The organism is Stenotrophomonas sp. TWI377 (assembly GCF_039674525.1).
Taxonomy (GTDB): Bacteria; Pseudomonadota; Gammaproteobacteria; order Xanthomonadales; family Xanthomonadaceae; genus Stenotrophomonas.
In genome coordinates, this window is record NZ_JBDJNT010000013.1 from 60,755 (window position 1) to 78,000 (window position 17,246).

At 66.5% G+C, this 17,246-nt stretch carries 17 protein-coding genes; 10 read left to right on the forward strand and 7 right to left on the reverse strand.

Going from position 1 to position 17,246, the window contains the following annotated elements:
- Positions 1–98 precede the first annotated feature (98 nt).
- Entirely contained in the window at positions 99–425 is a 327-nt protein-coding gene (locus ABE546_RS12465) for a hypothetical protein (protein WP_313217531.1), read from the forward strand.
- A 54-nt stretch (positions 426–479) separates the two neighbouring features.
- The gene (locus tag ABE546_RS12470) at positions 480–1,976 is read left to right on the forward strand and encodes a serine hydrolase domain-containing protein (protein WP_346463903.1); all 1,497 of its coding nucleotides are present in this window, start codon (positions 480–482) and stop codon (positions 1,974–1,976) included.
- A 7-nt stretch (positions 1,977–1,983) separates the two neighbouring features.
- Here ABE546_RS12470 and ABE546_RS12475 read toward each other — a convergent pair whose 3' ends face one another.
- Positions 1,984–3,015, reverse strand: coding sequence for a LacI family DNA-binding transcriptional regulator (locus tag ABE546_RS12475; RefSeq protein WP_313212067.1), 1,032 nt, complete (start codon positions 3,013–3,015; stop codon positions 1,984–1,986).
- Positions 3,016–3,327: 312 nt separating this feature from the next.
- On the opposite strand from ABE546_RS12475, the gene ABE546_RS12480 reads away from it, so the two are divergent.
- The 5 genes from ABE546_RS12480 (at position 3,328) to ABE546_RS12500 (ending at position 8,001) form a co-directional block, all read left to right on the forward strand.
- On the forward strand, positions 3,328–3,858 hold the full coding sequence (locus ABE546_RS12480) for a single-stranded DNA-binding protein (protein ID WP_346463904.1): 531 nt from the start codon (positions 3,328–3,330) through the stop codon (positions 3,856–3,858).
- 201 nt (positions 3,859–4,059) lie between these two features.
- Positions 4,060–4,956 (forward strand): TIM barrel protein, encoded by an 897-nt coding sequence (locus tag ABE546_RS12485; RefSeq protein ID WP_313212065.1) that lies wholly within the window; start codon positions 4,060–4,062, stop codon positions 4,954–4,956.
- 26 nt (positions 4,957–4,982) lie between these two features.
- Positions 4,983–6,668, forward strand: a complete 1,686-nt coding sequence (locus ABE546_RS12490; RefSeq protein ID WP_346463906.1) for a GMC family oxidoreductase — start codon at positions 4,983–4,985, stop codon at positions 6,666–6,668.
- On the forward strand, positions 6,668–7,243 hold the full coding sequence (locus ABE546_RS12495) for a gluconate 2-dehydrogenase subunit 3 family protein (protein WP_313217541.1): 576 nt from the start codon (positions 6,668–6,670) through the stop codon (positions 7,241–7,243). The genes ABE546_RS12490 and ABE546_RS12495 overlap by 1 nt, the downstream gene beginning before the upstream one ends.
- A 14-nt stretch (positions 7,244–7,257) precedes the next feature.
- Positions 7,258–8,001, forward strand: a complete 744-nt coding sequence (locus tag ABE546_RS12500) for a DUF1080 domain-containing protein (protein ID WP_346463907.1) — start codon at positions 7,258–7,260, stop codon at positions 7,999–8,001.
- A 7-nt stretch (positions 8,002–8,008) separates the two neighbouring features.
- Here the strand turns inward: ABE546_RS12500 and ABE546_RS12505 are convergent, their stop codons facing one another.
- Genes ABE546_RS12505 through ABE546_RS12525 form a run of 5 tightly spaced genes read right to left on the reverse strand, consistent with a single transcriptional unit; the run spans position 8,009 to position 12,646 of the window.
- Positions 8,009–8,299, reverse strand: a complete 291-nt coding sequence (locus tag ABE546_RS12505; protein ID WP_346463955.1) for a cytochrome c — start codon at positions 8,297–8,299, stop codon at positions 8,009–8,011.
- 27 nt (positions 8,300–8,326) lie between these two features.
- Complete coding sequence (locus ABE546_RS12510; protein ID WP_313217545.1) at positions 8,327–9,193, reverse strand: sugar phosphate isomerase/epimerase; 867 nt, start codon at positions 9,191–9,193, stop codon at positions 8,327–8,329.
- Between the two features lie 19 nt (positions 9,194–9,212).
- Positions 9,213–10,337 carry a Gfo/Idh/MocA family oxidoreductase gene (locus ABE546_RS12515; protein WP_313217547.1) on the reverse strand — a complete coding sequence of 375 codons (1,125 nt, stop codon included), beginning with the start codon at positions 10,335–10,337 and terminating at the stop codon, positions 9,213–9,215.
- Positions 10,338–10,349: 12 nt separating this feature from the next.
- Positions 10,350–11,567: a nucleoside permease gene (locus ABE546_RS12520; protein WP_313212053.1), complete on the reverse strand. Its 1,218-nt coding sequence runs from the start codon at positions 11,565–11,567 to the stop codon at positions 10,350–10,352.
- A 26-nt stretch (positions 11,568–11,593) separates the two neighbouring features.
- The gene (locus ABE546_RS12525) at positions 11,594–12,646 is read right to left on the reverse strand and encodes a sugar phosphate isomerase/epimerase family protein (RefSeq protein ID WP_346463909.1); all 1,053 of its coding nucleotides are present in this window, start codon (positions 12,644–12,646) and stop codon (positions 11,594–11,596) included.
- Positions 12,647–12,741: 95 nt separating this feature from the next.
- Here ABE546_RS12525 and ABE546_RS12530 point away from each other — a divergent pair, with 95 nt between their 5' ends.
- The 3 genes from ABE546_RS12530 to ABE546_RS12540 all read left to right on the forward strand — a co-directional run bounded on the left by ABE546_RS12530 (position 12,742) and on the right by ABE546_RS12540 (position 15,077).
- Positions 12,742–13,791: a LacI family DNA-binding transcriptional regulator gene (locus tag ABE546_RS12530; RefSeq protein WP_346463910.1), complete on the forward strand. Its 1,050-nt coding sequence runs from the start codon at positions 12,742–12,744 to the stop codon at positions 13,789–13,791.
- A complete protein-coding gene (locus tag ABE546_RS12535; RefSeq protein WP_265309429.1) occupies positions 13,782–14,807 on the forward strand; it encodes an AI-2E family transporter in 1,026 nt (341 codons plus the stop codon). The genes ABE546_RS12530 and ABE546_RS12535 overlap by 10 nt, the downstream gene beginning before the upstream one ends.
- Positions 14,808–14,915: 108 nt before the next feature.
- On the forward strand, positions 14,916–15,077 hold the full coding sequence (locus ABE546_RS12540) for a hypothetical protein (RefSeq protein ID WP_313212049.1): 162 nt from the start codon (positions 14,916–14,918) through the stop codon (positions 15,075–15,077).
- A gap of 13 nt (positions 15,078–15,090) precedes the next feature.
- Here the strand turns inward: ABE546_RS12540 and ABE546_RS12545 are convergent, their stop codons facing one another.
- Positions 15,091–17,136 carry a TonB-dependent receptor gene (locus ABE546_RS12545; RefSeq protein WP_346463912.1) on the reverse strand — a complete coding sequence of 682 codons (2,046 nt, stop codon included), beginning with the start codon at positions 17,134–17,136 and terminating at the stop codon, positions 15,091–15,093.
- Positions 17,137–17,246: the final 110 nt, after the last annotated feature.

Here is a 17,246-nt window from a genome sequence, read left to right on the forward strand (position 1 = left end):
GTCGAGTGCGCCATCGGTTGCAACCGTGCTCCGTGCAACCCATTCCGCCCTGGCCGTATCTCAGTGGACAAGCCCCTCCTCAACGGAACGAACGCACCATGGATTACAACCTGATTCTTCCCGTCGTCCTGATCCTGGGCATCGTGTATGCCATCAAGAGCGTGGTCGATGGCCACACCCGCCGCCGGATCGTTGAAGCCCGCGGTTCGGAAGAGCTGGTGCGCTCGCTGCTGGCCGGCGACACCACCAAGCGGCGGCTGGCCGCGCTGCATTGGGGCTGCGTGTTGCTGACCCTGGCGCTGGCATTCGGCCTGGTCGATCTGCTCGGTATCGACCGGGTCACCCCTGGCGCGATCGCCCTGCTGCTCGGTGCGACCGGGCTGGGCAACGTGGTGTACTTCGTGCTCGATCGCCGCCTGAAGTAAGCCCGCCATCCTGCCGCCCGCGTCGCCGGCGGCTCCCCTGCAACAGGACCTCGAATGAAACGCATCCTGGCACTCTGTGCCGGCGTTGCCGTGGCCGTGATGTCTCCGGTGCGCGCTGCCACGCCTGTCGATTTTGCCCCGCTGTCCTCCCTCATCGAACAGACCAAGGCGGCCACGGGCCTGCCTTCGGGTACCGCGGTCGTGGTGGTGAAGGACGGCAAGGTGATCCATGAAGGCTACTACGGCCTGGCGGATATCGGGGCCGGCACGCCGGTCACGGCTGACACTGTCTTCTACATCGCCTCGGCGACCAAGCCGTTCTTCGCGCTGAACGCCCTGCACAAGCAGGCCGCCGGCGAGCTCGACATGGCGATGTCACTCCAGCAGATGTTTCCGCAAACACGCTTCGATGGCCTGGAGGCCGAGGCGATCACCGTCGGCGATCTGCTCACGCACACGGCCGGCGTGGACAACACTGCCCTGGTCTGGGCCACCGCCTTCAGCGGCGTGCACGACAGCGCCTCGCGGCGGGCGCTGGTGGGTGCGACGCGGCGCGATCCGGACGCGGCGCACGGCACCTTCCGCTATACCAACCTGGGCTACAACCTGCTCAGCATCTGGATGGACCAGCACGACGGCCTGCCGTGGCAGGACCAGCTGCAGCACACGCTGTTCGATCCGTTGGGCATGCGGCACACGAGTACCCGGATCAGCACTGCCGAGGCGGCCGGCTGGCCCATGGCCACGCCTTACTCGCTGGCCAGTGCGCAGCCGACCACGCCGCTGTATCTGCGCAAAGCGGACGACACGATGCAGGCGGCCGGCGGCATGGTCGCCACCGCGCCGGACCTGGCGCGGTTCCTGATCGCGCAGTTACCGGGGGAGGGCAACACCGCCCTTGCCCGGCAGGTAATCACCCGCTCGCAGCGGCGTCAGGTCGCGCTGGACGCGAGCTATCTGGATTTCGCGCGCGACGGCTACGCGTGGGGCTGGTACACCGGTCCGTACAAGGGCCACCCACTGCTGCACCACTTCGGTGGATTCGCCGGCTTCCACGCGCATCTGTCGTTCATGCCGGACCAGAACATCGCGCTGGTCGTGCTCAACAACGAGGACGTGCTGGGCGCGCCGCTGACCAACCTCATCGCCGATCACGTGTATGGCCTGCTGTTGCACGAGCCCGGGATCGCGTCGAGCTCCGCCGCCCGCTTCCTGGCGCTGCAGGCAAAGGCGGCCCAGATGCAGGCGAACGTGGCGCGCCAGCGCGAAGCGATCCAGTCACGCCCCTGGCGGCGGTCCTTGCCGCGCGACCATTTCGTGGGCCGATACGTCCATCCGCTGCTCGGCGAGGTAAGGGTCGACGCGGCAGGTGACCAGGCGCTGCGGCTGCGCTGGGGGCGGCTGGACGCCGTCGCCAGTGCAGGCGAACAGAGGGATCAGGGGCGCGTTGAACTCGTCCCCGGTTCGGGGAGCTGGCTGACCTTCCAGGTGGGAGAGGGCCAGGTACGGTCGCTTACGTTCGAGACCCTGACCTTCCAGCGCGTGCCCTGAGCCAGGCTCAGCCGCGCAGCGAGGAGTCCCGCAGCACCTGCTTGACCGCGATGCTCTCGCCCTCCACCGGCTTGCCCTCGATCAGCGCCAGCAGCTTCTCCACCAGCAGGTGCCCGGCCTGCTTGGTGTCCTGCTGCACGGTGGACAGTGGTGGGGAGACCGAGGCGGCCAGCGGGATGTCATCGAAACCGGTGACCGCCACGTCCTCGGGCACGCGCAGGCCGTGCTCGCGCAGGGCGCGCATCGCACCGATCGCGATCAGGTCGCTGGCCGCGCACAGCCCATCGATACGTTCGCCGCGCGCCAATAGCGCCTGGCAGGCATCGAAGCCGGACTGCTCGGTGGTGATCGCATCGTGCTGCAGGGACGGCTCGGCGGTGAGGCCGCGTGCCTGCATCGCCTCGACGTGGCCGCGGTAGCGCTGCTCGAACTCGGGATAGTGGCTGGAAGCATGGCCGACGAAGGCGATCCGGCGGCAGCCCTGGTCGAGCAGGTGCGCGGTGATGTCGAAGCCGCCCTGGAAATTGTCGCTGCCGATCGAGACACCGGGCTGATCGGGCAGGGAAGCACCCCAGCGCACGAAGTGGGTGCCTTGCTCGACCAGCCGCTGCAGGCGCTCGCGCGACTCGTGGTAGTCGCCGTAGCCGAGCAGGATGATGCCGTCGGCCTTGTTGCTGTCCTCGTAATCGGCCTGCCAGTCGGTGGACAGCTGCTGGAAGGAGACCAGCAGGTCGTAGCCGCGCAGCGCGCAGGCCCGGGTGATCGAGCCGAGCATGGCGTGGAAGAACGGGTTGATCAGCGAGTCGTCGTTGGTGGGGTCTTCGAAGAACAGCAGCGCCAGCGTGCCGGCATTGCGCAGGCGCAGGCTGGAGGCATTCTTGTCGACCTTGTAATTCAGCTCCCGGGCAATGGCCAGGATCCGCTGCCGGGTCTCGGCGTTGACCATCGGGCTGCCGCGCAGCGCCCGCGACACCGTGGGCTGGGAGACGCCGGCCAGGTGGGCGATATCGAGGGAGGTGGCTTTGCCGCGGATGGTCATTTCAGCAGGGGGTGAGGCAGTGAAGGGACATCATGCCATGCGCTGCCAGGGCTGGGCCTGTCGCCGGGACGGTCAGGCTGGCCGGGGCCTGGCGGCAGTCGGCGTAACGGTCGTCACCCTTGCCGCGTATGGCTCGAGCAGGTTTCCGGTCGCTGCCGGGCGGAATTCCGACAGGGTCGGGGACGGCGGCAATGATAAGATGGTGCAATCTGGATCCCCCCAATTTTCCCAAGGGCGGCCCGGCAGATCTGCACCCCGCCCGGGGCTGTGATATGACTGCGGCCTGCCCTCGGACAACGGAAGAGCAACCCTATGGCGCGCGGCATCAATAAAGTCATCCTGGTCGGCAACCTCGGCAACGACCCGGACGTGAAGTACACCCAGGGCGGTATGGCGATCACCCGCATCAGCCTGGCCACCACCAGCGTCCGCAAGGACAAGGATGGCAACCAGCAGGAGCGTACCGAATGGCACCGCGTGGTGTTCTTCGGCAAGCTCGGCGAGATCGCCGGTGAATACCTGCGCAAGGGCAGCTCGGTCTACGTCGAAGGCAGCCTGCGTTACGACAAGTACACCGGCCAGGATGGCGTGGAGAAGTACTCCACCGACATCATCGCCGATGAAATGCAGATGCTCGGCGGCCGTGAGGGCGGCGGTGGTGCCGGTGGCGAACGTCCGCAGCGCCAGCAGGCCCCGCGCCAGGAGTACGGCGGTGGTGGTGGTGGCGGTGGTCAGCGCGGCGGCGGTGGTGGTGGCTACGGCCAGCAGCGCCCGCAGCAGCAGGCCCCGCAGCAGTCCGCGCCGCCGATGGACGACTTTGCGGATGACGATATTCCGTTCTGATTTCCAGCCGTCAGTTCGCGTTTGAATAAACCCCAGTAAGCCGGTGTGCTTACTGGGGTTTTCTCGTTTGGGCGGCGTTGTGCCCCGCAGCATGCGTTTTCGTGCACCGCGTCTTGCAAAAAAAACCGTTCCTCCTCTATGGTGCAATCGATTGCATTGCAGCAGTTCGACAGCGTTTGATACCAGGAGGCCGGAAGGCGGATGTCCATCCATTCCATCAGACCGCCCTCGGCGCCGGGGCTCACGCGGCGCGATGCGCTTCGCATGGCGGTCGCCGGCAGCCTTGGGCTGGGTGCTGCGGCCGTGTTGCCGGCGTTTGCCGCTGCCGCCCCGCTCAAGGGCAACCTGAAGCACGCCGTCGCCCGCTGGACCTTCCCGCAGCTGTCGGTCGCCCAGCTCTGCACGACGGTGAAGGACATTGGTTTTGCCGCCATTGATCTGGTCGGCCCAGAGGATTGGCCCACACTGAAGGCCCACGGCGTCTACAGCTCGATGTGCAACGGCGCGGAGCTGGGCCTCACCAAGGGCTTTGCCGACCCCCGGTTCCACGACGCCCTGGTGGAGCGCTACACGCGGCACATCGATCTGGTGGCCGATGCGGGGTACCGCAACCTCATCTGTTTTTCCGGCAACCGCAATGGCATGGATCCCCAGCAGGGCATGGCCCACGCCGAGGCGGGCCTCAAGCGCATCCTCGGGCATGCCGAGAAACGCGGCGTGGTGCTGGTGATGGAGCTGCTGAACTCCAGGGTCGATCATCCCGACTACCTGTGCGACACCTCCACATGGGGCGTGGCGTTGTGCCAGCGTCTCGGCTCGGACCACTTCGGCCTGCTCTACGACATCTATCACATGCAGATCATGGAGGGCGACATCATCGCCACCATCGGCAGGGATCACGCCTGTTTCAAGCATTACCACACGGCGGGCGTGCCGGGCCGGCACGAGATCGGGGACCACCAGGAACTCAACTACCCCGCCATCTGTCGCGCGATCCGCGACACCGGTTTCGACGGCTATCTGGCGCAGGAATTCATGCCTGCGGCACCGGATCCCGTCGGCTCGCTGCGCGAGGCGATCCGCCTCTGCGACGTCTGAAACGATATCCACCAGGTGAGAGATCCATGGCAGACAATCATTACGACGCCATCGTTGTTGGCTCGGGAATCAGTGGCGGTTGGGCGGCGAAGGAGCTGACCGAGAAGGGCCTCAAGGTGCTGATGCTGGAACGCGGCCGCAACATCGAGCACGTGAAGGACTACGTCAACGCGATGAAGGAGCCGTGGGACTTCCTGCACCGCAACCGGCCAACCCAGGCGATGAAGGCGGCCTTCCCGGTGCTGATGCGCGACTACGCGCTGGCCGAGAACCTCCAGGGCATGTGGGCCGACGAACAGGAATCGCCCTACATCGAGACCAAGCGCTTCGACTGGTTCCGCGGCTATCACGTCGGCGGGCGTTCGCTGATGTGGGGCCGGCAGAGCTATCGCTTCTCCGACCTGGACTTTGAGGCGAACCTCAAGGACGGCATCGCCACCGACTGGCCGATCCGCTACGCCGACATCGCCCCCTGGTACGACCATGTGGAGAAGTTCGCCGGCATCGCCGGCACCCGCGAAGGGCTGGACGTGCTGCCGGATGGCGAGTTCCTGCCGCCGATCCCACTCAATATCGTCGAGAAGGATGTGGCCGCGCGGATCAGGAAGGCCTTCGGCGGCACCCGGCACATGATCCACTCGCGCACCGCCAACATCACCCAGCCGATGCCCGAGCAGGGCCGCGTCAACTGCCAGTACCGCAACAAGTGCATCCTCGGCTGTCCCTTCGGGGCCTATTTTTCCACCCAGGCAGCGACGCTGCCGGCGGCGATGAAGACGGGCAACCTGACCTTGCGGCCATTCTCCATCGTCAAGGAAGTGCTCTACGACAAGGACCGCAAGCGTGCGCGCGGCGTAGAGGTCATCGATGCCGAGACGGGGCAGACCTATGAGTACACGGCGAAGGTCATCTTCCTCAATGCGTCGTCCTTCAACTCGACCTGGCTGCTGATGAACTCGGCCACCGATGTCTGGGACGGTGGGCTGGGCTCCTCGTCCGGCGAACTGGGCCACAACGTGATGGACCATCATTTCGGCGCGGGTGCCTCCGGCCGGGTCGAAGGGTATGAAGACAAGTACTACTTCGGCCGTCGTCCCTGCGGCTTCTACATTCCCCGCTTCCGCAACGTGGCTGCGGACAAGCGCCGCTACCTGCGTGGCTTCGGCTACCAGGGCGGTGCCAGCCGCATGGGATGGTCGCGCGAGATCGCCGAGCTGAATATCGGTGCCGACCTGAAAGAGGCGCTGACCGTGCCCGGTGACTGGCGCATCGGCATGACCGGCTTCGGCGAGATGCTGCCGCACCACGACAACACGATCCGCCTGGACAGCGACCGCAAGGACAAGTGGGGACTGCCGGTGCTGGCGATGGATGTCTCCATGCGCGCCAACGAACTGGCCATGCGCAAGGACATGGCCGCCGATGCCGCCGAGATGCTCGAGGCCGCCGGCGTCAAGGACGTGGAGATGCATGACAATGACTACGCCCCGGGCAAGGGCATCCACGAAATGGGGACTGCGCGCATGGGCCGTGACCGCAGCACCTCCGTGCTGAACCAGCACAACCAGGTCTGGGATGCGCCCAACGTCTATGTGACCGACGGGGCGTGCATGACCTCCAGCGCGTGCGTGAATCCTTCATTGACCTACATGGCGCTGACGGCACGCGCTGCCGACCATGCCGTGCGCGAACTGAAAGCGGGGAATCTCTGATGGACCGCCGCGAACTGCTGAAGATGATCGTCGCCGCCACCGGTGCGGCCATGATCGGTCTGCCCGCACTCGGTCAGGCACAGGCTCCTGCCGCAGGGGCGAAGTCGCGCTTCTCCGACGCGGATGTCGGCACGCTGGATGAGATCGCCGAGACCATCCTGCCGCGGACGAAGACGCCGGGGGCGAAAGACGCAGGCGCCGGTGCGTTCATGGCGACGTTCGTCAGCGACTGCTACACCGCCCGGCAGCAGGCGACGTTCCGCGCCGGCCTGGCCGATATCGACAAACGCGCGGGCGGCCGCTTCGTTTTACTTGCGCCGCAGGCCCGCACCGAGCTGCTGCGCGCGCTGGATGCAGAGGCCAGGAAGCACGCGGTCGAGGTGACCGAGACCGGCACCGCCGAGGAGGGAGAAGCGATGCCGCATTACTTCACGATGCTCAAGCAGCTGACCATATTCGGTTTCTTCACCTCCAAGGCCGGCGCAACTGAAGTGCTGCGCTACGTCGCGGTGCCGGGGCGCTACGACGGCGACCTCGCCTATATCCCCGGTACGCCGGCGTGGGGGACCAGCTGATGGAGCGCAACGGAATGATCACGCCTGTGCTGATCGCCGCCGCCGTGCTGGTTGCCGCACCTGCGCTCGGGCAGGCCGGTGCCGACCCTGCACGCGATCCGCAGAAGACCGAGGTCTGGACGCCGGTGCCAACGAGCGTGGCCACGCCCCCAGGAAAGGCACCCTCCGACGCAATCGTGCTGTTCGATGGCAACGATGTGTCCGCCTGGGAGTCGGAGCAGGGCGGGCGCGTGCCTTGGCGCGTCGCTGATGGCGCACTGACGGTGGTTCCGGGCAGCAAGGGCATCCGCACCAGGCAGCACTTCTGCGACGTCCAGCTGCATGTCGAGTGGCGCACGCCTGTCGAAACCGAGGGCTTTGAGGGCCAGGACCGCGGCAACAGCGGCATCTTCCTGCAGGAACGCTACGAGCTGCAGGTGCTCGACAGTTACAACAACCCGACCTATGCCAACGGCCAGGCCGGCGCCATCTACAAGCAGGCCATGCCCTTGGTGAACGCCTCGCGCGCACCGGGGCAGTGGCAGGCCTACGACATCCTCTGGAAGGCACCTCGGTTCTCACCCGGCGGCGGGCTTGTGTCGCCCGCGCGCATCACGGTCCTGCACAACGGCGTGCTGGTGCAGGACGACACCGTGCTGGCGGGCAAGACCGAGTACATCGGCGCGCCCTCGTACGCGCCCCATGGGTGTGCGCCGATCTACCTGCAGGAACACGATTCCAACGTCAGCTACCGCAACATCTGGGTGCGGGCGCTGTAGTGGACTCCTATTTCGCCAGGTAACTGGCGAGATTGTCGATTTCCTGTGCCGACAGCTGGGAAAAGGGCGGCATCAAGCCGCCGCCCTTGCTGATCTTTTCCTTGATCTGCGTCGGCTGCAGCCGCTTGGCGACATCGGTGAGTGCGGGGAACGTCGGCGGAATGCCGGCCCGATTCGCGCCGTGGCAGGCCGTGCAGTGCACGGTATAGAGTTGTGCGCCAGCGGCCGGGTCGTCCTTGGACCACGCTGTGGTGGGGGCCAGCACCGTGCCGAACAGCGTCAGGACCAGCGTCAGGATCTTGTTCACGTGGGGCTCCTTGGCGGGCTAGCGCGGTGCGCTGGCGGGCGGCGTGGCGGTGAGGTGTTGACGCAGGTAGTCCGCGCCCGTCTTGATGACCTTGGCCGGATCACGCGGTTGGTCGTGCTCGACGATGTACCACTGCACGCCCGCCGCCGCGGCGGCAGGCAGGATCGCGTTCCAGTCCAGCACGCCCTGGCCAACGGCGGCGAAGCCGCCCTCGTCTTCGGCCTGGCCTTTGGGGGCGTTGTCCTTGGCGTGTACCGCGAACACGTGGCCACGGAACTTGCCCAGCATCACCACCGGGTCATGGCCCGCACGGGCTACCCAGGCCAGGTCCAGCTCGGTCTGCAGGTCGGGGCCGGCCGCAGCGAACAGCAGTTCCAGGCCGGTTTTGCCGTTGAAATCGACCAGCTCGAAGTCATGGTTGTGGTAAGCCAAGCGCATCCCCTGGGCCTTTGCCAGCGCCGCGATCCGGCCCAGTTCCTGGCCCAGTGTGGTCCAGCCTGCGGCATCGGTCGGCCGATCCTTCTTGTCCAGGTACGGCACCACCAGGGTGGTGTTTCCGATCGAGCGGTTGAAGGCCACCACCCCGGCCAGGTCGCTGCGCAGATCGGCCAGTTGCACGTGGGAGGAAATGGCCTTGATCGAATAGCGGTCCAGCAGGTGCTTGAGTTCGGTGGCGCTGACGTTCTGGGTACCCACTGTCTCCACCGCGCCGACGCCCGCGTCATGCACGATCTTCAACTGCTGGTCGAGCGTGCCGGCGTCGCGCAGCGTGTACATCTGCACTGCGATGGGCTGCTGCGGACCGGCGGGGTCGCCTGCGAAGGCAGGCAGGGCAACGAGCAGCAGCAGTGCAAGGGTGGTGGTCCTGCGCGTAGCGATTTTCATCAACACATCCTCCCGGGATTCAACCGATGGTGGTCCAGGCACGTGACCTGGCCGATGCAATCACGCGGTCGACGATCAACGCCGAACGCAGGCCGTCCTCGAAGGTGGGCAGGCCCTGTGGCCGCTCACCGTCGATGGCGTGATAGGTGTCGGCGACGAACGCCTCGAAGCAGTGGCCGTAGCCCTGCGCATGGCCGGGCGGCAACACCGACAGCCGGCGTTGTTCGGCACTGCCGGCACCCGGTCCACGCACGAAGGTTTCCTCGCGCTGGTCGGGTCGGCCGATCCACAGCCGTTCGGCGTCCTCCTGGTTGAACGCCACGCTGGCCTGGGCGCCGTCGATCTCGAACCAGAGGCGATTGTGGCGTCCGGCCGAGACCTGGCTGACCGTCAATGACGCCAGCGTGCCTGCGCCGGTCTTGAACATCGCCGCGGCCACATCTTCGCTGGATACGGCCTGCATCGCGCCGCCCGCCGCCGGCGTGGTGAAGCTCTGGCCGGTGAGGGCGCCGCGCTCGGCGAGCACGGTGGCGAATGCCGCACTGACGTCGACGAAGCGCTCGCCACTGACCCATTCCACCAGGTCGCACCAGTGCGAGCCGATGTCGGCGAACACGCGCGACGCGCCGCCCAGCGCCGGGTCCACGCGCCAGTTGTTGCTGGCCGGGTCCAGCAGCCAGTCCTGCAGGTAGCTGCCGTGGATCAGGTGCAGCGGCCCCAGTTCGCCCTGCGCGATGCGGGCGCGCGCCTCGCGCACCACCGGGTGGTAGCGGTAGACGAACGGCACCGTGGCGACCAGCCCGGTCGAGGCGGCCAATGCGGCCAGCGCCTGGGCGTCCTCCAGCGTGGTGGCCAGCGGTTTCTCGCAGATCACGTGCTTGCCCGCGTTCAGCGCCGCCTGCGCCATGCCGCGGTGCAGATGGTTGGGCGTGCAGACGTGCACCACCTGCACCTGTGGATCGGCGACCACGTCCTCGATGTCCCGATAGGCACGCGGCACGCCCCACGCCTGCGCCACGTCGCGTGCGCGCTGCGGTGACGAGGCGGCCACGCCCCGGATCTCCGCACCGGCCAGCAGCGCCGCGCGATGGTGTACGGCGCCGATCATGCCGGTGCCGACGATGGCAATTCCAAGCTTGGGCATCGGGTGCGGTCCTCAGGGGGTGGACGGTGCGGCCGCAACCACCGGCCGGTCGCGGAACAACAACAGGAAGGCGATCAGCACGACCAGCGCCACGCCTGCCGGGAACAGCCAGATCTTCTGCCAGTCCGGGCCCGCCGCCGTGGTGTAGTGCTCCACCACCGCGCCGGACAGGAACGTGCCAATCAGCATGCCCACGCCATACGTGGCCAGGGTGATGAAGCCCTGCGCGCTGCTGCGCGCGGCCGGGCCGGCATGCGCATCGGTGTAGATCTGGCCGGTGACGAAGAAGAAGTCGTAGCAGATGCCGTGCAGCACGATGCCGATCACCAGCAGGGAGAAGCCGCTGCCTGCATCGCCGAAGGCGAACATCGCATAGCGCACTACCCACGCCGCCATGCCCACCGCCAGCATCGTCTTCACTCCCAGCCGCACGAACAGGAACGGCATGGCAAGCATCAGCAGCACTTCGGAGACTTGGCCCAGCGATTGCAGGCCGGCCGCGCCGCGCACGCCCAGATCGTTGAGGTACGGGTTGGTGAAGTTGTAGTAGAACGCCAGCGGGATGCAGATGGCGATGGAGGCCAGGAAGAACACCAGGTAGGCGCGCGACTTCAGCAGCCGCAGCGAGTCCAGCCCCAGGATCTGTCCCAGGCCGGCGTCGCGCTGTTGCGCCAGCGGCGGCGTGTGCGGCAGGGTGAATGCATACAGGCCCAGGGCCAGCGACGCCATCGCCGCCATCTGGAAGGTCAGCTCGAGCCGATGCGCCTGTTCCCAGCCCAGCCAGCCGATCAGCACGCCGGCCACGATCCAGCCGATGCTGCCGGCCACCCGCACCAGCGGAAACTGCTTTTCCGGCGACTGCATGTGCCGCATCGCCACACTGTTGGCCAGCGCCAGCGTTGGCATGAACAGCAGCATGTATCCCATGACATAAACGGAGAAGGTGCTGAAGTCCGTCGCCGTGGAGGCCAGCCACATCATCGCCGCGCCGGCCAGATGCAGCACCGCGAGAATGCGCTGCGCCGCGAAGTAGCGATCCGCAATCAGGCCAACCAGGAACGGCGCGACGATGGCGCCGATGGACTGGCTGAGGAACGCCGTCGCGACCTGGCTCGCAGTGGCCTGCAACGGCCCCTGCACCAGGTACGTTCCCAGGGTCACGAACCACGCGCCCCAGATGAAAAACTGCAGAAACATCATCGCGCCCAAGCGCGACATGGTGTGCGTCATGGCTTGCCCTCCCAGGCAGTGATGGCTCAAATCCCCAGCATGCGGCGCAGTGATCCAGGATCGGTGCCGCTGTCGGCAAAGTCGTCGAAGGCGCGCTCGGTCACGCGGATGATGTGGTCGCGGATGAAGACGGCCCCTTCGCGCGCGCCGTCTTCCGGGTGTTTCAGGCAGCACTCCCACTCCAGCACTGCCCAGCCGGGGAAGTCGTACTGCGCGAATTTCGAGAAGATCGCCTTGAAGTCGATCTGCCCATCACCGAGCGAGCGGAACCGGCCCGGACGATCGATCCAGTCCTGGTAACCGCCATACACGCCACTGCGCGCACTGGCGTGGTACTCCGCGTCCTTGACGTGGAAGATGCCGATGCGCGCGTGGTAGCGGTCGATGAAACCGAGGTAGTCCATCTGCTGCAGCAGCAGATGGCTGGGGTCGTACAGGATCTTTGCGCGGGGGTGATGGTCCACCACGTCGAGGAAACGCTCGAAGGTCGCGCCGTCGTGCAGGTCCTCGCCCGGATGGATCTCGAAGCACAGGTCCACGCCGCAGGCGTCGAAGGCATCGAGGATGGGGCGCCAGCGGCGGCCGAGTTCGGCGAAGGCTTCTTCCACCAGTCCGGGCGGGCGTTGCGGCCAGGGATAGAAGTAGGGCCAGGCCAGCGCGCCGGAGAACGTGGCGTGCGCGGTCAGCCCCAGGCGCTCGCTGGCCTTGGCGGCCAGCAGCAGCTGCTCCACCGCCCAGGCCTGGCGGGCCGCGGGATCACCGCGCTTGTCCGGTGGTGCGAAGCCGTCGAACAGGCTGTCATAGGCCGGATGGACGGCAACCAGCTGCCCCTGCAGGTGGGTGGACAGCTCGGTGATCTGCAGGCCATGCCCGGCCAGCATGCCGGCGACGTCGTCGCAGTAGGCCTGGCTGCGCGCCGCCTCGGCCAGATCGAACAGGTGGGGCGCGCTGGTCGGCACTTGTACGCCAGAATAGCCCAGCCCCGCGGCCCAGCCGGCCAGCGTGTCCAGCCGATCAAAAGGAGGTGTGTCGCCGATGAACTGCGCCAGGAACAGCGCTGGACCCTTGAGCGTTTTCAAGAGGATTCGCCCTCGATGCAATCGATTGCATTATCCTAGCAGGGGCATTCGAAAGACCCGTTGTGCACTGCACAGCGGAAGGAAGAGGTAACCCCATGGCCACCATCTACGACATTGCAAAGCACGTCGGCGTCTCGGCCGGCACGGTGTCGCGGGCGCTGTCCCGACCGGAGAAAGTGCTGCCGGCCACGCGGGCGCGCATCGAGCAGGCGGCCGCCGCGCTGGGCTATGTCCCCAACACGGTGGCCAGAACCCTCAAGACCCAGCGCAGCGGCAAGATCCTGGTCACCGTGCCGGACATCGCCAACCCGTTCTTCGCCCAGATCCTGCAGGGCGCGGAGGACGCGGCGCAGGCCGTTGGCTACGCCGTGCTGCTGGGCGATACCCAGAACCTGCCCGAGCGCGAGGAGCGCTACGCACAGATGCTCCGGCGCAACGAGGCCGATGGCCTGATCGTGCTGGGCCATCGCCTCCCGCCCACGGCACGTGACATCGTCCAGCAGCAGGGCAGTGCCGCGCCGGTGGTCAACGGCTGCGAGTTCGATCCCGCGCTGGGCATCCCCAGCGTCCACATCGACAACGCGGCCGCCGCGCGCGCGGTGATGGAACACCTGTACGGGCTGGGGCACGAGCGGATCGCCGTGGTCGGTGGGCCGCCGGACAATCCCCTGCACCAGCAGCGACTGGAAGGGGTTCGGGCCGCCGGCAAGGCGCGCGGTCGCCTGCGTCACCTGAGCGTTGTGCCGGGTGACTTCTCGGTGGAATCCGGCCATGCCGCCGGGATGAAACTGCTGGCCCGCGCGTCGGTGCCGACCGCGGTCTTCTGCTTCAGCGACCAGATGGCGCTGGGCGTGCTGGCGGCCTGTCGGGATCTTGGCATCGGCGTGCCCGATGGTCTGTCTGTCGTCGGCTTCGACGACCTGGCATCGTCGCGTTACCTCACGCCCCCGTTGACGACCATTCGACAACCGATGCGGGAGATCGGTGCCCGCGCGGTCCATCTGCTGCTTGCCATCATCGAACGTGTCGATGTACCGCTTCAGCAGACGCTGGATTTCAGTTTGATGGTGCGGGGCTCGACTGCAGCGCCCGCGCCGCATCCACTACCATGGGCCACCCGTCAGGATGCGCCCGCATGTCCATAGTGATCCCCGCGTTGCCCAAGCCGCCCACCGCCCGCATCGCGGCCTGGGTGCTGATGCTGCTGGGCATGTGGCTGACCCTGAAACTCGGGCTGGTGGTGACCCTGCTGTCGGGCCTGCTGGTGTTCCACCTGACCCACCTGCTGGCCTCCACCGTCGAAGGCAAGCTGCCGCCCGGGCGCGCACGGGCCTATTCGGTGATCGTCCTGTCGGCGTTGATCATCGGCGCGCTGACTCTGGCGGCGATCGGCATCGCTTCGTTCTTCCGCAACGAGACCGGTGGCCCGGATGCGCTGTTGATGCGCCTGATGGACATCCTCAACACCTCCCGCCACCAGGTGCCGGACCTGCTGCAGCCCTATATCCCGGAAGACCTGCAGGCGCTGCGCACGGCGATGAACGACTGGGCGGCGACGCACCGCCAGCAGCTCGGCATCGCCGGCACCTCGGCCGTGCAGATCAGCGTGCGGATCCTGATCGGCATGGTGCTGGGGGCGATGATCGCGCTCTACGACGAGTTGCCCTTGCCCAAGATGGGGCCGCTGGCGCAGGAGCTGATCGGCCGCACCAGCCGCATGGCCACGGCGTTCCGGCAGGTCGTGTTCGCACAGGTGAAGATCTCGCTGCTCAATACGCTGTTCACCGCCATCTTCCTGCTCGGGGTGCTGCCGCTGTTCGGCGTGCATCTGCCGCTGTCCAAGACGCTGGTGCTGATCACCTTCCTCGCCGGCCTGCTGCCGGTGGTGGGCAACATCATCTCCAACACGGTCATCACCATCGTCGCGCTGTCGGTGTCGTTCTACGTGGCCGTGGTCGCGCTGCTGTACCTGGTGGTCATCCACAAGCTGGAGTATTTCCTCAACGCGCGCATCGTCGGCGGCGAGATCCAGGCACGTGCGTGGGAACTGCTGCTCGCCATGCTGGTGATGGAAGCCGCGTTCGGGCTGCCAGGGCTGGTCGCGGCGCCCGTGTTCTATGCCTATATCAAGCGCGAGCTGCTGGACCAGCGCTGGATCTGAATCACCGGCCGCCGGGCGCGCTCCGTTGCTCCCAGCGCCGCCGCGGTCTATAACGCGGGTGGGTCTTCCACGGGAACGGCACCATGGCGACGAACGTTCCACATCAAGGTGGCCTTTTTCCGCGGACGGTTACTGCAGCCGGTTCCGCCAGTCGCCTCGAAAAGCCAGGACACGCGCTACCTGCATATCGAGGAAGGCGTGCCGCTGGACGAAGCGCAGTTCCGTACCTGGCTGGAGCAGGCCAGCCGCCTGCCCGGCGAGCGGATGTGAGGGCAGGGCTGCCCTACAGCTTCAGGTTCAACGACACGTAAGCCGAGCGCCCCGGTGCGGGCGAGAACATCGGCTGGTCATCGCCGCCCCAGAAGAAGTTGTCGTACCACGCATAGGCGTAGTCGCGGCCGGTCAGGTTCTTCACCTGTACATCCACGCTCAGCCGCTCGGACAGCTGATACGACGCACTGGCATCAAGCACCGCGAAGGCGCCGAACGTGCCCTGCGTGTTGCGCTCTTCAATGTAATAGTCACCCTGCATCCGGCCCTGCAGGCCGAAGGTCCAACGATCGTTGGCGCGGTAGTCCAGGCCGATGTTGCTGATGTAGCGCGGCGTGGCGATGACCTCGTTGCCGGCCAGGGAGGTACCGTCGGTGGTGAAGGCGCTGACCACCTTGGCCTGTTGGATGGCGTGCGAGCCCCACAGCGTCCACCGGTCGCCCAGGCGCGCGGTGACCTGCAGGTCGATGCCTTCGCGACGGGTCTGGCCCAGGCCGACCGAGGTGCCGGTGGCCGGCATGTTGGCGACCTCGTCGGTTGCATCCTGGCGCCACACCGCGATGCGCGCGTCGGTGCCGACGGCCGGGGGGAACTTGATGCCCACCTCCTTGCCGGTATTGATCGAGGGCCGGAACGTGTCCTGGCCGGCGGTGAGGTAGGCCGGCGCGGTGGAGCCGGTCAGTACCTGGAACGTCCTGCCCCAGTTGGCATAGACGTTCAAGGCCGGGGTGATCGCATAGACCACGCTCAGCTTGGGCTGCTCGATCGTGCCGTAGTGCTGCAGCGGGGCGGTGATGCCACCGGGCAGGCGGGTGCTGCCGGAGAAGCGGTCGACGCGGTAGGCCGGCACGATCTTCAGGGCAGGGGTGGGCTGATACACGGCCTGCACGTAAGCACCGAGGTTGTCCAAGGTGTAACGGTCATCGTTCTGGACCCGCGCCGGGGTCGAGAAGTCGGTCGGGACGGCGTGGTTGTAGCGCAGGCGGCGGTACGTGTTGTCCTGGTGCTCGGCGTTGAGACCGCCCTCGACTGTCAGCGCAGGCATGGCCGCCCAGGTCAGCGTGCTGAGCAGGCCCGTCTGTTTCTCGTCCCACTGGCGGCGCTGGCGCGGCGCGTTGCCGGGCACGTAACGGGTGAAGGTCACCTGCCGATCGTCCTCGTAGCGGTTGTAGTACAGCGTGTTGTTGACATGCACGGTGTCACTCAGCTGCAGGTCCAGATGGGTGCTGAGATGGCGCATGTCGCGGTCGTCGAGATCGTTGGCATTCTTGAGCGCCGATCCGCGGCGGTCGGTGGCCAACTCTTCAGCCGTCATGAAGCCGGGCTCGTCCGCCTCGTGGTGGTACACCCGTGCGATCAGGCCGATGGTGAACAGGTCCTCGTCGCCGCTGTAGAACCACTTGCCGCCGAGCGAGTATTTTTTCGAACGGTCATGATCGCGGTAGCCATCGGAGGCCTGTGAGGCCAGGAAGTAGTTCTGGACGACACCGTTCGCTTCGCGACCGATCGCGACCTGCGCTTCGCGGGTGTTGTAGCTGCCGTAGGTGAGCCGCGCATTGGTGTAGTTGCCGCCTTGGCGGGTGCCGAGGTTGATGTTGCCGCCAATGTTGTGCAGGCCGTAACGGGGGTCGTTGGTGCCGCGCACGACTTCGATGTAGTCGATGTCCAGCGGGAACACCATGTCGATGAAGCGCTGGTTGCCGCTGTTGACGTTGCTGGGGATGCCGTCGATCAGGATCTTGATGCCGTTGAGGTAGCCCTCGCCGTTGAACGCGCGGAAGGTGGCCTTGCCGGACTCCGCGCCCTGGCGGGTTTCGGTCAGCTGCATGCCCGGCATCTGGCCGAGCAGCTCCCAGCTGTTGGAGACGTTCTTCTCATGCACCTGGTCGCCGCCCATCACATCCACCGAGGTCAGCACGCGGTTCGCAGCGAGGGGACGGCGGGAGCCTTCGCGCACATGCACGCTGCCCAGCGTGATCGCCGCATCGCTGGACTGCGCGCGCGCTTCGCCGGCGCACAGGGTCGCCAGCACGGCGGACACCATTGCCTTGGTTTTCATCTCTTTGTGCCTTTCAGTAGCCGTGAGAACAGGGGTAGGGCAAGCGGACAGCGGTCGCTCGCTGAGGGGAAGGGGGAACTAAAAAGAAATAATATAACATTGCATTAATG